This is a genomic window from Saccharothrix longispora (assembly GCF_030852425.1).
GTDB classification, from domain to species: Bacteria; Actinomycetota; Actinomycetes; order Mycobacteriales; family Pseudonocardiaceae; genus Actinosynnema; species Actinosynnema longispora.
On the sequence record NZ_NSDM01000010.1, the window covers coordinates 281,436 to 294,156 of the forward strand.

The 12,721-nt window shown below is 73.8% G+C and carries 14 protein-coding genes; 5 read left to right on the plus strand and 9 right to left on the minus strand.

What is annotated here, in order from left to right:
* Positions 1-103: 103 nt before the first annotated feature.
* The 4 genes from CKY47_RS23580 to CKY47_RS23595 all read left to right on the plus strand — a co-directional run bounded on the left by CKY47_RS23580 (position 104) and on the right by CKY47_RS23595 (position 3,093).
* Entirely contained in the window at positions 104-736 is a 633-nt protein-coding gene (locus CKY47_RS23580) for a TNT domain-containing protein (RefSeq protein ID WP_306748185.1), read from the plus strand.
* Between the two features lie 154 nt (positions 737-890).
* The gene (locus CKY47_RS23585) at positions 891-1,388 is read left to right on the plus strand and encodes a TraR/DksA family transcriptional regulator (protein ID WP_306748186.1); all 498 of its coding nucleotides are present in this window, start codon (positions 891-893) and stop codon (positions 1,386-1,388) included.
* 58 nt (positions 1,389-1,446) lie between these two features.
* Positions 1,447-1,743: a DUF3040 domain-containing protein gene (locus CKY47_RS23590; protein WP_306748187.1), complete on the plus strand. Its 297-nt coding sequence runs from the start codon at positions 1,447-1,449 to the stop codon at positions 1,741-1,743.
* A gap of 177 nt (positions 1,744-1,920) precedes the next feature.
* On the plus strand, positions 1,921-3,093 hold the full coding sequence (locus CKY47_RS23595) for a TerC family protein (RefSeq protein WP_306748188.1): 1,173 nt from the start codon (positions 1,921-1,923) through the stop codon (positions 3,091-3,093).
* 63 nt (positions 3,094-3,156) lie between these two features.
* On the opposite strand, the gene CKY47_RS23600 is transcribed toward CKY47_RS23595, so the two are convergent.
* From CKY47_RS23600 to mbhE, 7 genes are read right to left on the minus strand one after another with little or no spacing between them, the layout of a single operon-like run.
* Positions 3,157-3,477 (minus strand): monovalent cation/H(+) antiporter subunit G, encoded by a 321-nt coding sequence (locus tag CKY47_RS23600; RefSeq protein ID WP_306748189.1) that lies wholly within the window; start codon positions 3,475-3,477, stop codon positions 3,157-3,159.
* Complete coding sequence (locus CKY47_RS23605) at positions 3,474-3,743, minus strand: MrpF/PhaF family protein (protein WP_306748191.1); 270 nt, start codon at positions 3,741-3,743, stop codon at positions 3,474-3,476. Before CKY47_RS23605 ends, CKY47_RS23600 begins: the two co-directional genes overlap by 4 nt.
* Before the next feature lie 5 nt (positions 3,744-3,748).
* Positions 3,749-4,240, minus strand: a complete 492-nt coding sequence (locus tag CKY47_RS23610; protein ID WP_306748193.1) for a Na+/H+ antiporter subunit E — start codon at positions 4,238-4,240, stop codon at positions 3,749-3,751.
* Between the two features lie 13 nt (positions 4,241-4,253).
* Positions 4,254-5,636: a complex I subunit 5 family protein gene (locus CKY47_RS23615; protein WP_306748195.1), complete on the minus strand. Its 1,383-nt coding sequence runs from the start codon at positions 5,634-5,636 to the stop codon at positions 4,254-4,256.
* Positions 5,636-6,091: an NADH-quinone oxidoreductase subunit K gene (locus CKY47_RS23620; protein WP_306748196.1), complete on the minus strand. Its 456-nt coding sequence runs from the start codon at positions 6,089-6,091 to the stop codon at positions 5,636-5,638. The genes CKY47_RS23615 and CKY47_RS23620 overlap by 1 nt, the downstream gene beginning before the upstream one ends.
* Positions 6,088-6,552: an MnhB domain-containing protein gene (locus CKY47_RS23625; protein WP_306748197.1), complete on the minus strand. Its 465-nt coding sequence runs from the start codon at positions 6,550-6,552 to the stop codon at positions 6,088-6,090. Before CKY47_RS23625 ends, CKY47_RS23620 begins: the two co-directional genes overlap by 4 nt.
* Positions 6,549-8,831 carry a hydrogen gas-evolving membrane-bound hydrogenase subunit E gene (gene mbhE / locus CKY47_RS23630; RefSeq protein WP_306748198.1) on the minus strand — a complete coding sequence of 761 codons (2,283 nt, stop codon included), beginning with the start codon at positions 8,829-8,831 and terminating at the stop codon, positions 6,549-6,551. Before mbhE ends, CKY47_RS23625 begins: the two co-directional genes overlap by 4 nt.
* Before the next feature lie 245 nt (positions 8,832-9,076).
* Here mbhE and CKY47_RS23635 point away from each other — a divergent pair, with 245 nt between their 5' ends.
* Positions 9,077-10,501, plus strand: a complete 1,425-nt coding sequence (locus CKY47_RS23635) for an amino acid permease (RefSeq protein ID WP_306748199.1) — start codon at positions 9,077-9,079, stop codon at positions 10,499-10,501.
* On the opposite strand, the gene CKY47_RS23640 is transcribed toward CKY47_RS23635, so the two are convergent.
* A complete protein-coding gene (locus CKY47_RS23640; RefSeq protein WP_306748200.1) occupies positions 10,483-11,034 on the minus strand; it encodes a carboxymuconolactone decarboxylase family protein in 552 nt (183 codons plus the stop codon). The genes CKY47_RS23635 and CKY47_RS23640 overlap by 19 nt on opposite strands.
* Positions 11,035-11,135: 101 nt before the next feature.
* On the minus strand, positions 11,136-12,476 hold the full coding sequence (gene gdhA, locus CKY47_RS23645; protein WP_425566451.1) for an NADP-specific glutamate dehydrogenase: 1,341 nt from the start codon (positions 12,474-12,476) through the stop codon (positions 11,136-11,138).
* Positions 12,477-12,721 lie beyond the last annotated feature (245 nt).

Sequence of the window (12,721 nt, forward strand, 5' to 3'; positions counted from 1 at the left end):
CGGGTGGACGGTCGGGTGAACCCGCCGTCGGCGCCTGCGGCCGCGGGGTGGGACGGCGCTAGCGTCCCCGGGGTCCGGCCGTCGAGCGCGAGGAGGTCCTCCGGTGCGCAGGTTCACCACCGTCCTGTCGGCAGTCCTGTTGGCGACGGCCCTGGCGTCGGCCCCTCCCGCCCACGCGGCGCCGGCCGACCCCGCCGAGTGCTCCGCCGAGCTGTACCACGACGACCGCAGGCTCGGGCCGGAGCGGCTGCCCGTGTTCGGCGAGGTCGGCCGGCAACTGGTCGGCTACAGCCGCACCGGGTCCCTCGGCGAGGAGGAGTTCCTGTCGACCTACTACGACGACGCGGCGGGGTCGTGGCGCTACCCGCCGCGGGACGGGTACGAGCTGGACCCGTCCGGCGAGCCGATCACGTGGCGGGAGCCGTTGGCGGAGGGTGAGCTGGTCGACCGCTACGGCAGCGAGTACGGCGCCTTCCTCGCCCCTCGGGGGCTGCGCTACACCAGCCGCTCCATCCCGCCGCAGAACCTCGTCGGCGTCCCGGCGGAGGACTGCAACTACCACGTCTACCGCGTCACCGCGGACTTCGAGGTCGACGCGGGTCCGATCGCGCCGTGGTTCGGCCAGGCCGGTGGCGGCGTGCAGTACCAGTTGCGCGGCGCGCTCGTGCCGGGCGCGCCGGAGCGGCTGGACGTGCTGTGGTTGCTGGACAACGGCTACCTGCAACGCCTGCGCTGACGCCTGGTCGCGGCTTTCCGTGGCGCGGCAAGGGGTGTTGTGGGGGAGCGACAAAGGGGCCGGCCCGGGTTGTCCGTTCCGGACAAGCCTTCGCGTGCCGTCGGCGTCATCCTGGACTCAGGACGGCAACGGACGGCACGGCGTGGAGGTGGTCATGACAGGTGCGGAACGCGGCGGCGCGTCAGGGGGCCGTCCCTCCGACCACCTGCCCGGGCTGCGGGCGGCACTGGAGCGGCAGCGCCGGTTCCGGCTCGAGCAGTTGGTCGGACTCGCCCGCTCGTCCGCGGCCCCGGCAGGCGACGCGGCACGTCGCGAGGTCGCCCTCGCGGTGGCCGACGCGGCCCGTCAGGCGCTGCTGGACGTCGACATCGCGCTCGCGCTCGTCGAGACCGGCGACTACGGCCGCTGCCGCGGTTGCCGGGAGGACATCCCGCTCCGCCTGCTGCGCACCATCCCCACGACGCGGTGGTGCCTCGGTTGCCGGCAGCACCTCACCCCCGTCGACGGCCTCGACCCCGGTACGATCCCGCAGCACGAACTGGCGGCGTACGCGGCCGCCCGGACACCGCGCGCCCGGCGCCCGCGATCCGCCCGCGGCACCACGGCCGGACGTCGGCACCACGGCACCCGCCGCACCGTCGCCGCGGGCTGACCCCTCGGGGTCGTCGGGCGTCGCGCCGTCACGTCGGTTGCCCGGCCGTACCCAGGAGGTGGATGTGCTCAGCGAGCGCGAACAGGACACCCTGCTCGAGACCCAACGTCGGCTGACCGCCGGCGACCCCGACTTCGGGCGGTCCTTCCGGGCCCTCGACGAGGCCGCCCCGGCGGCACGGCCGACGCGCCCCCGGATCAGCTCCGTGATCGTCGTCCTCGCGGCGGGCGTCGCCGTCCTCGTGCTGCTGGCGGGATCGCCGGTGGGCGCGCTGCCCTACGCCGTCATCGCGGCACTGGTCTGGCTGGTCCGCGACCTCCCCGACACCACCGCCCGGCACGAGCGCCGCGAGTGACCGCACCCGCCGCCGGGGGCGGACCGCGCCGGAAGGCCGTGACGGGCCGCGCCCCGGCCGGGCACTCCGGCCCGACGACGGCCCGCCCGGTGGTCGGCGGCCCGTGCGGTTGCGGGTGACGACGCCCTGTGGTCCTCTGGGCCACAACGTCGGTGCGGAAAGGGCGGACGAGAGCCAGTGGATGTGCCCCAAGTCGTCTGGTGGCTCACGGTCGCCGGGATCGTCGGCCTGCTGTTGTTCGACTTCCTGGTCCACGTGCGCAAGGCGCACGTGCCCACCCTGCGCGAGGCGGCGGTGTGGTCGACCCTCTACGTGGGGATCGCCCTCCTCTTCGGGGTCGCCGTGTTCGTCTTCGGCGGCTCGGCGATGGGGACGGAGTACTTCGCCGGGTACGTGACGGAGAAGGCGCTGTCGGTGGACAACCTCTTCGTCTTCCTGATCATCATGTCGAGCTTCAAGGTGCCCCGCGCCGACCAGCAGAAGGTCCTGCTGTTCGGGATCGTCTTCTCCCTGATCGCCCGCACCGGGTTCATCCTGCTCGGCGCCGCCCTCATCGACATGTTCGCCTGGGTCTTCTACGTCTTCGGCCTGATCCTGCTGCTCACCGCCGGCAACCTGCTCAAGCCGTCGGGCGAGGACAGCCGCTCGGCGGACAACGTCGTGATCCGGCTCGCCCGGAAACTGGTCCGCACCACCGACACCTATGACGGCGACAAGCTGTTCACCACCGTGGGCGGCAAGCGGGCCATGACGCCGATGCTGCTGGTCATGATCGCCATCGGCGGCACGGACATCCTGTTCGCGCTGGACTCCATCCCGGCGATCTTCGGGCTCACGCAGAACGTCTACCTCGTGTTCACCGCCACCGCGTTCTCGCTGCTGGGGTTGCGCCAGCTGTACTTCCTCATCGACGGGCTGCTCAACCGGCTCGTCTACCTCGCCTACGGGCTGGCCGTGATCCTCGGGTTCATCGGCGTGAAGCTCGTCCTGCACGCCCTGCACGAGAACAACGTGCCCTTCATCAACGACGGGCAGCCGGTCGACGTGGTCGAGATCAGCACCCCGCTGTCCCTGAGCGTGATCATCGGCGTCCTCGTCGTCACCGTCGTCGCGTCCATGACCAGCCCGTGGGGCCGGGCGCAGAACGTGATCGCCTCCGCCCGGCGCCACGCCGTCGAGTACCTCGACATCGAGGTGGACCCCGCGCGCCGCGCCGAAATCTTCGCCGTGCTGCTCGCCGAGGAGGCCACGCTCAAGCAGCTCCCCGAGAAGTACCGGGCCCGCATCCGGGAAGAGGAGAAGCTGGTGACCCTGCTCAAGCGCGCCCACGACGCGCACGCCGGCACGTAGCCGGACGACCCGGTCCGCGGCCACGACCGGGGCGCCCCTCACACCCGGTCCCCGCCCTCGCCGTCACCCCGGCCCCGGGTGGGTCCCGCGCGCGTCGCGGCCGTCGCGGCGGTGCGCGGCGCGGGCGATGGCGTGCGCGGACACCGGCGAGGTGAGCGCGACGAACACGATCGCGAGCACGGCGAAGGTGATGATCGTCGCGTCCTCGGTCGCGATCGAGGATGCCAGGACGGCGATCACCCCCGGTCCGGTGGCCAGGCCCTGGGCGTGCAGCTGGACGTAGGTGTCGGTCAGGCGCAGCACGCCGGCGAGGCTGATCGTGAGCAGCACCAGGCCGATCAGCAGCAGAGCGCCGCCGAGCACGTCGAGCAGGATCGAGATCATCCGAACGGACCCCCGGAGCCGAGGTAGCGGGCCGTCGCCACGGTGGCGACGAAGGACAGCAGGGCGAGCGCCACGGCGGCGTCGAAGTAGTACGCCTGCCCTCGCAGGCAGGACAGCAGGGCCAGCAGCGCGATGACGATCACCGCCAGCAGGTCGAGCGCGACGACGCGCTGGAGCACGTCGCGGGCGCGCACCAGGGCCAGGCCGCCGCCGACCAGCAGCAGCGTCACCCAGAACAGGGCGGGGACCACGATGAAGGCGGGCATGGCGGTCAGGGGAGGACGCGGCGCTGCCGCCGCCGGTAGGAGTCGAGCTGCCCGGCTACCACGGCGTCGGGGTCGCGCGCGTCGAGCACGTGCAGCAGCATCCGGCCGCGCTCCTCGTCGACCTCGACGACGACGGTGTCCGGCACGAAGCCGACCCGCACCCCCCAGGCCGCCGCCGAGGCCGGTCCTCCGCGGGGGATCGGGACCTCCACCAGCCCCGCCGCCGAAGGACCGCGGCCCACGAGGCAGGCCGCGGTGCGCCACGTGCCCACCGCCAGGTCCACCAGCGTCCCGCCGACCAGGGCGGGCACACCCGCGAGCCGACGACCCAGCTCCGCGCGCGGCGGCAGCGGTTCGTGCGGGCGGACCCGTCTGGCCACGACCACGAGCGCGCTCGACAGGACGAGCCCGACCAGGACGTCCCCGGGGTGCAGGCTCGTCAACGCCAGCAGGTACACCGAGGTGAGCACGAGCACGCGCAGCAGCAGGGCGATCATCCGACCTCCGTCGTCATGGGGTGTCCACGGCCAGCAGGGCGTCGACCGCGTGGCCGCCGATCACCAGCAGCGGCTCCGGCCACAGCCCGACGGCGAGCACGACCAGCGCCAGCACCGCCGCGGACAGCCGCTGCGGCAACGGGCTCGCCGCACCGGTCGCCGACGGGTCCGGACGCCAGAAGCGGCGCTGGTAGACCTGGAACAGGTAGACCAGCGACAGCGCGCCGCCGACCAGGAGCAGCACCACGAGGGCGACGCTGCCGGCCACGACCCCGGTGCGGAACAGCTCCAGCTTGCCGACGAACCCCGCCGCCGGCGGCACGCCCGCCACGCTGAGCGCCCCCACCGCGAACGCGGCCGCGACCAGTGCGCCCCGCATCCCCGAGACCAGGAACAGCAGCGCCTTGTTCAACGAGTTGACCACGCTGTAGAGCACGGCGGCGGTCAGGCCGACCGACCCGCCCACGCCCAGCGCCACCAGCACGTACCCGACCTGTCCGATCGCCGAGTAGGCCAGCATCTCCGCCGCGTCGCCCCGCGCCACCGCCAGCACCCCGCCGTAGACGATCGACGCCGCGCCCAGGACGACCAGCGCGACGCCGGCGTGCCGCAACTGCTCGGGGAACAGGTCCGCGCCGAAGCGCAGCAGGCCGTACGCGCCGATGTTCGCCACGGCGCCGCTGAGGATCGCCGCGACCGCCGGCCGGGCCCCGGCGTAGACGGTGGGCAGCCAGAAGTGGAAGGGGAACAGGCCGAGCTTGACGCTGAACGCGATGAAGAAACCCGCCGCGATCAGGAGCGCCGCGTTGGGGGTGACGGTGGGCATCTGCTCGGCCACCCGGTCCATCGCCAGCGCCCCGGTCACCCGGTAGGCGCCGGCCACGGACAGCAGGAAGATGAACGATCCCAGCAGGTTGACCGCGGTGAACACCACGGCCGCCCGCAGCTGCCGCCGCTTGCCCCCGTAGGCGCTCAGCGGGTACGAGGCGGTCATCGCCAACTCGAAGAAGACGTAGAAGGAGAACACATCGGCCGTGACGAACAGGCCGGTCAACCCGGCCCCGAGCAGCACGACCAGGCCCGGGAAGGTCCGCGACCGCACCCCGCCCAGGGCCTCGTGGGCCGCCGCCGCCAGCAGCACGAGGACCGAGAGCGACGCGAACACGACACCCAGGGCGTCCGCCCGCAGCACGATGCCCACGCCGGCCGGCCGGCCACCGGTGACGACCTCCCGGGCGCCCTCGGTGAACACGTCGGCGGCGAGCACGCCCAGCACGGCGAGGGTGGCGGCGAGCGAGGCGACCGCGAGCCAGGCGACGACCCGCCGGCGGCCGTCCAGCGCGACCAGCACGGCGCCCGTCACCCAGGGCACGAGGAGGGCCGTCGACAGCAGCATCAGCGGTCCCGCCCGCGCTCACCCCGCGCGCGGGGCTCCGTCCCCACGCGGGTTTCCGCCTCCTCGCCGGTCCCGGTCTCCTCCAGGTCGGCCTGCCGCTCCCGTTCCAGCCCGGCCTCGTGCTCGGCCTCCGTCGCGGCCAGCTCGTCCTGCTCGGCGGTCCGGAACACCACGATCGCCCGGTGCACCAGGGCGAGCAGCAGCGCCACCGTGGCCAGCCCGATGACCAGCGCGGTCAGCGCCAGCGCCTGCGGCAGCGGGTCGCTCACCTCGTCGCCCGGCCCCACCCCGATCGCCGCCCGCCCCCGGCCCAGGCTCGCGGCGATGATCGTGACGACGGCGCTCTGCGAGATCAGCATGATGCCCGCGACCATCCGGACCAGGTCGCGCTTGAGCAGCAGGTAGGCGCCCGAACCGAACAGCACGGCGGCGGCGAGCGCGAAGGCGAGGATCACCGCCCGCCCACCCCCGGCGGTCGCCCGAGCTGGTGCAGCAACGTCGTCAGCACGCCGACCACCAGCAGGAACACCCCGAGGTCGAGCAGCAGCGGGGTGAACAGCTCCAGCGCGCCCACCTTCACGACGTGCTCGCCCGGCGCGGGCCGGTGGCTCACCGGCGGCTCGCCGAGCGCGAGCGGGAAGAACCCGGTCGCCAGCGCCAGCAGCAGGCCGCCGACCGCGAGCTCCGGGGCGTGGCGCAGAACCGGCAGCGCCGCCTCCGCGCCCTCGGCGCCCAGCGCCACGTAGACCAACGCGACCGCCAGCGCGACGATCACCCCGGCGGCGAACCCGTCGCCCACCTCGGCGTACCCCTTCGCGATCAGGGCGGCGGCGACCATCAGGCTCGGTCCGGGCAGCAGCCGGGCGACGACCCGCACCACCGAGTCCGGCGGGACGTGCTCCTCCCGCGCGCTCACCACAACCTCCCCCGCCGCATCAGGGTGGCCACGCCGACCACCGCGACCAGCAGCACCGTGATCTCGACCAGCGTGTCCAGGCCGCGGAAGTCGGCGACGATCACCGTGACCACGTCGCCGCCGTGCGCGTCCGGGGTGAGCCGGACGTGCTCCGCCGACACGCTGTCCGCCGCGGGCTGGGACAGGAAACCCCACACCGACACGAGGACGGCCAGCCCGGCGACGCCACCGGCCGGCAGGTCGCGCCGGCGCCGGCCGGGGCGGACCGGGACGACCGGGTCGCGCACCGGGTCCTCGCTGGGCATCCGCGCCAGCGCCGCGACGAAGACCAGTGTCAGCATGGTCTCCACCACGACCGCGACCAGCGCCACGTCCGGGGCGCCGACCAGCGCGTACACCGCCGCCAGCGCGAAACCGACCACCGCCAGCGCGAGCGCCACGGCCACCCGCGACCGGGCCCTGGCGATCAGCACGGTCGCGATGACCACCACCGCCAGCAGCGGCAGGATCAGCCAGTCGGCGCCCACCACCGCGCCGACGACGTACGCGCCGGCGGTGGGCGTGGCGGCGAACGCCAACCCGATCAGCACCCCCGCCGGCACCAGCACCGCGGCGATGCTGGTGCGCAGGTCCCGCACCTCACGGTCGTGCAGCGCGGCCGACAGGCGGCCCAGCCCGTGCAGCGCCGCCTCGTAGGCCCGGCGCGGCCCCCACCGCTCTCCCGCCGCGGCCACGGCCGGCGCCACCCGGTCCGCCACCCGCGGCAGGGCCAGCAGCAGGCCGCCCAGCACCCACGCCGCCACCGCCATCAGGTTCTCCGGCCGGGCGTCGAGGTGGTAGGCGGGGGAGAGCGCCACCGGCCCGCCGGCCGAGACGCCGGCCGCGTCGGAGGCCAGCCGCGCGAACGGTTCCACCACCACACCCCCGAACACCGCGACCGCCGCCAGGACCACGACCGGGGCGACGAGCAGACCGGACATCCCGTCGACCCGCCCGCGCGGCGGACCGAGGAACAGGCCCGCCCAGAAGCGCCCGACGTAGGCGAACGTCAGGGTCGCCGCGACGACCGCCAGCACCGAGGTCGGCGGACCGTGCGCCAGCGCCGCGGTGAACAGCAGTTCGTCCTTGAAGAACCCGATCGTCAGCGGCAGCGCCGCCAGCGTCGCCGACGCCGCGCCGGCCGCCACCGCGAGCACCGGGGCGCGGCGCCCGAGCCCGCCCAGCCGGGACAACCGGTCCTCGCCGGTCGCCATCGTCACCGCCCCGGCGGTCATGAACAGTGCGCTCTTGGCCACGCCATGAGCCAGCACGTAGAACGCCGCCGCGCCGTTGCCCTCGGCCCCGCCCACCCCGTACAACACGACCACGTAGCCGTACTGCGAGATCGTGGAGTACGCCAGGACCTGCTTGAGCACGTCCTGCCGCAGCGCCAGCACCCCGCCCACCACCACCGACGACGCGCCCACGACCAGCAGCCCCGTCAGCACCGCCTCGCTGCGCGCCAGCAGCGGGTGCACGCGGCCGATCACCAGCACGCCCGCCGCGACCATCGCCGCCGAGTGCAGGTAGGCCGACACCGGGGTCGGCGCCGCCATCGCCCTCGGCAGCCAGAAGTGCAGCGGTACCTGCGCGCTCTTGGCCAACGCGGCCACCGCCAGCGACGCGCCCGCCAGGGTGGTGGTCGCCGACCCGTCCGCCCGCTCCAGCAGCTCCGGGATCGAGAACGTCCCGTGCGCCGCGTGGAGCAGCACCGCGCCGACCAGCATCGCCACCGCGGCGACCACCGTGACCAGCAGCGCCATCAACGCCGCCGTGCGCGCCGCCCGCTTCGACCGGTCGAAGCCGATGAGGAAGTACGAGCACACCGCCGTCAGGTCGAAGAAGACGAACACCAGCACCAGGTCCTGCGCGGTCGCCAACCCCACCATCGCCACCGCGAACAACGCCATCCACGGCCAGAACCGCCACCGCTCCACCGCCGCGCGGCGCTCGTGCTCCAGGTGCAGGGTCAGGTAACGGGTGCCGTAGGCGAAGACGAGCGCGCCGACACCGGTGGCCAGCAGGCCGTAGAGCACGGCGAGGCCGTCGAGCGCGAAGCTCAACCGCAGGTCCAGGCTGGGTGCCCACGGCACCGAGAACGCGCCGCCGCCGGCGTGCCGGCCGAGCAGGCACAGGGCGAACCCCCCGACCGCGGCGACGCACGCCACCCACCCCTGCCAGTCGGGCGCCGGGCGCCCGGCACCCCCGTCGGGGGTGTCCACGTCACCGCGAACGACCACGGGCCACTCCTCCGACCGGAAGTCGACTGCCCGGAACGTACGGGATGCCGACCGGGTCCGCAGGCCGCCTCGGCGGGGTCGTGCGGCGCACGCGGACGCGGTCATCCGTTCGGGTGTGCCGCGCGGCCGTTCTTCGGTCAGCCGTATCGGAGTCGGGACCGCCGATGGCGCCGCCGCGCCGGTGCCGGCACTGTCTCGCTGCCCGCGCGCGGTCCGCTCGCGGACGGACGAGCACGGGGGACGCTGTGGCGGACGACACGAGCGGTGGCCTGCTGCGGCAGCTGTCGGGCCGCCAGATCGGCATGATCTCGTTGGGCGGCACCATCGGCACCGGGTTGTTCCTCGGGTCGAGCCTCGCCATCTCCACCGCCGGCCCCGCCGTGGTGCTGGTCTACCTGGTCGGCGCGCTGGCGGCGGTGGCCGTCGCCTACGCGGTGGCCGAGATGGTGGTCGTGCACCCGGACGCGGGCGGGTTCGGCGCGGTCGCCGCGCGGTACGCCGGTCCGCTCACCGGGTACGTCCAGCGGTGGTGCTACTGGGCGACGCAGGTGATCACGGTCGGCGGCGAGGTCGTCGCGGCCGGCCTGTACGTCCGGTACTGGTGGCCGCAGGTGCCGCTGTGGTCCGCGGTGTGCCTGTTCTCGCTGGTGATCCTCGCGGTCAACGTCGCCGCCGTGCGGTTGTTCGGCGAGGTCGAGTACTGGTTGGCGATGATCAAGGTGACGGCGCTGGTCGTCTTCCTCGTGCTCGGCGTGCTGTACGTGGTGTTCGGGCTGCCGGGGCGCGACGCGGTCGGGTTGTCGGCGTGGACCGACCACGGCGGGTTCGCGCCCAACGGCTTGGCGGGCGTGGTGCTGGCGATCACCGTGGCGACGTTCAGCTACGGCGGCGTGGAGTCGGTCGCGATGACCGCCGCCGAGTCGCGCAGCCCGGCCCGCGACATCCCGCGCGCGGCCCGGCGGGTGGTGCTGCGGCTCGCGCTGTTCTACGTGCTGGCCACCGGCATCATCGTGGCGATCGTGCCGTGGACGGAGGCGGCGGCGGTCGACGGGGTGGCGGAGAGCCCGTTCGTGGGCCTGTTCGCCACGATCGGCATCCCCGCGGCCGCCGGGCTGATGAACCTCGTCATCCTCACCGCCGCGCTGTCCGCCGCGAACACCACCCTCTACCTCGCGTCCCGCACCGCGCACTCGCTGGCCCTGGACGGCTACGCGCCCCGCCGGCTGGCCGCGGTGACCGACCGGGGCAGCCCGGTGAACGCGGTGCTCGCCTCGACCGCCGGCCTGGCCGTCGCGGCGGTGGCGGCGGCCCTGTCGCCCGACACGGCGTTCCCGGTGCTGCTGGGCATCGCGATGTTCAGCGGCATGACGGCCTGGCTGCTGATCTTCGTCGCCCACCTGGCGTTCCGGCGCGCCCGCGCGGGCCTGCCGCCCTCGGCGGTCCGGCTGCCGGGCGCGCCGGTGACCGCCGTGCTGAGCATGCTGTACGTGGTGCTCGTGCTGGCCGCCTCGGCCTTCTCCGCGGCCTTCGGTCCGGCGTGGCAGGTCGGCGTGCCGTTCGTGCTGCTGGTGCTGGCGTCCTACCCGCTGGTCCGCGCCCGCCGCGCGGCCCGGGAGGACCGCGCGGCCCGGGAGCGCCGGGGGGTCGAGGACTACACCGACTCGGTGTAGCCGTGCTCGACGATCCGCCGCGCGGACTCGGCGTAGTAGCCGCCCGGTCCCTCCGGCGCGAACGTGCCCAGGCCGTCGACGTACCGGTTGAACATGCAGAACGCCGCCGCGATCAGCACGGTGTCGTGGATCTCGACGTCGGTGGCGCCCAGTGCCCGCGCCGCCTCCACCAGCTCCGGGGTGACCGCGCGGCCCGACCGCTGCACCGCGCCCGCGATCCGCAGCAGCGCCTTCAGCTTCTCCGGGACCGGCGCGGCGTCCAGGTCCGCGCGCACCTGCTGCACCAGCGTCAGGCCCTCGTCGAGCTGCGCGGCGGCGAACGCCGAGTGCGACGTGCAGCAGAAGTCGCAGTCGTTCAACCCCGACACGTACGCGGCGATCAGCTCGCGCTCGCCCGCGGGCAGCGAGTGGGGCGCCCGCAGCAGGACCTCGGCCAGCTCGTTGAGCGGCTTGGCCGTCTCGGGCCGGAACCTCATCGGACCGGTGATGCCGGGGAACCGCGTCTCGTCCACGCCGAGGTCGATGTGCGCCATGACCACCACGCTAACCGCCGTCGACCCCGGCGCGGATCACCCGCGGACGGCCGGACTGCGTGGTCCCGCACCGGGAGCACGCGGTCCGGCCGGTCGGCGGCTCAGATCACGCCGAGGGCGAGCATCGCGTCGGCGACCTGGATGAAACCGGCGATGTTCGCCCCGGCCAGGTAGTTCCCGGGCTTGCCGTACAGGTCCGCGGCCTCCAGGCAGCGGTCGTGGATGCCGTGCATGATGTCGGCGAGCCGCCGTTCGGTGTGCTCGAAGCCCCAGGAGTCCCGCGACGCGTTCTGCTGCATCTCCAGGGCGCTGGTGGCCACCCCGCCGGCGTTGGCCGCCTTGCCCGGCGCGAAGAGGACGCCGGCGTCGGTGAACAGCCGGACCGCGTCCGGGGTGCACGGCATGTTGGCGCCCTCGGCGACGATCGCGCAGCCGTTCTTCGCGAGCGTGGCGGCGTCGCGCCCGTTCAGCTCGTTCTGCGTGGCGCAGGGCAGCGCGACGTCGCAGGCGACGTCCCACACCGACCCGCCCTCGACGTAGTGGGCGCCCGGCCGGACCTCCGCGTAGTCGGCGATGCGGGCCCGGCGCTTCTCCTTGACGTCCTTGAGCAGCGCGAGGTCGATGCCGTGCTCGTCGACCACGTACCCGTTGGAGTCCGAGCAGGCGATCACCGTGCCGCCGAGCCGGGCGACCTTCTCGGCGGCGTAGATGGCGACGTTCCCCGAGCCGGAGACCACGACCTTCTTGCCGTCGAACGAGTCGCCGCGCGCCTTGAGCATCTCCTCGGCGAAGAACACGGTGCCGTAGCCGGTGGCCTCGGTGCGCACCTGCGAACCGCCCCAGGTCAGCCCCTTGCCGGTCAGCACGCCGGACTCGTAGCGGTTGGTGATGCGCTTGTACTGGCCGAACAGGTAGCCGATCTCCCGACCGCCGACGCCGATGTCCCCGGCGGGCACGTCGGTGTACTCGCCGATGTGCCGGTACAGCTCGGTCATGAACGCCTGGCAGAAGCGCATGACCTCGCCGTCGGAGCGGCCCTTGGGGTCGAAGTCCGAACCGCCCTTGCCGCCGCCGATCGGCATGCCGGTGAGCGAGTTCTTGAAGATCTGCTCGAAGCCCAGGAACTTGACGATCCCCAGGTACACGGACGGGTGGAACCGCAGGCCGCCCTTGTACGGGCCGAGCGCGGAGTTGAACTCCACCCGGAAGCCGCGGTTGATCCGCACCGCCCCGGAGTCGTCGACCCACGGGACCCGGAAGATGATCTGCCGCTCGGGCTCGCACAACCGGCGGATCACCGCGGCGTCGGTGTACTCCGGGTGCTTGGCGACCACGGGGCCGAGGCTGTCCAGGACTTCGCGCACCGCCTGGTGGAACTCGTCCTCGCCGGGGTTCCGCCGCAGCACCTCGTCGTAGATGTCGCCCAACTTCTCGTCCAGGATCGGCACGCGCCCACTCCTCGATCACCCGTCGTCGTGACACCGGGGTATCCACCCCGCCACCAGGCATTCCACCCGATGGTGGAAGGCGGGGACCAACCCGATCGTGGTGAGCCCTGTCACGTGGTGTTCACCGGGCCGACTCGGCGTTGTCACATACCCGCCCGATCGAGGAGCGGGCGCGGCGCGGACCAGCGCAGCACGGGCCCTCCCGTCGACGCCCACCGCCGCCGCACGCCCGTCCGCCG

Bases quoted from the DNA above. Each gene is read 5' to 3' on its own strand.
- CKY47_RS23585 (WP_306748186.1), top strand. From the start codon at position 891: ATGACAGGTGCGGAACGCGGCGGCGCGTCAGGGGGCCGTCCCTCCGAC.
- CKY47_RS23600 (WP_306748189.1), bottom strand. From the start codon at position 3,477: ATGATCTCGATCCTGCTCGACGTGCTCGGCGGCGCTCTGCTGCTGATC.
- CKY47_RS23605 (WP_306748191.1), bottom strand. From the start codon at position 3,743: ATGCCCGCCTTCATCGTGGTCCCCGCCCTGTTCTGGGTGACGCTGCTG.
- CKY47_RS23610 (WP_306748193.1), bottom strand. From the start codon at position 4,240: ATGATCGCCCTGCTGCTGCGCGTGCTCGTGCTCACCTCGGTGTACCTG.
- CKY47_RS23615 (WP_306748195.1), bottom strand. From the start codon at position 5,636: ATGCTGCTGTCGACGGCCCTCCTCGTGCCCTGGGTGACGGGCGCCGTG.
- CKY47_RS23640 (WP_306748200.1), bottom strand. From the start codon at position 11,034: ATGGCGCACATCGACCTCGGCGTGGACGAGACGCGGTTCCCCGGCATC.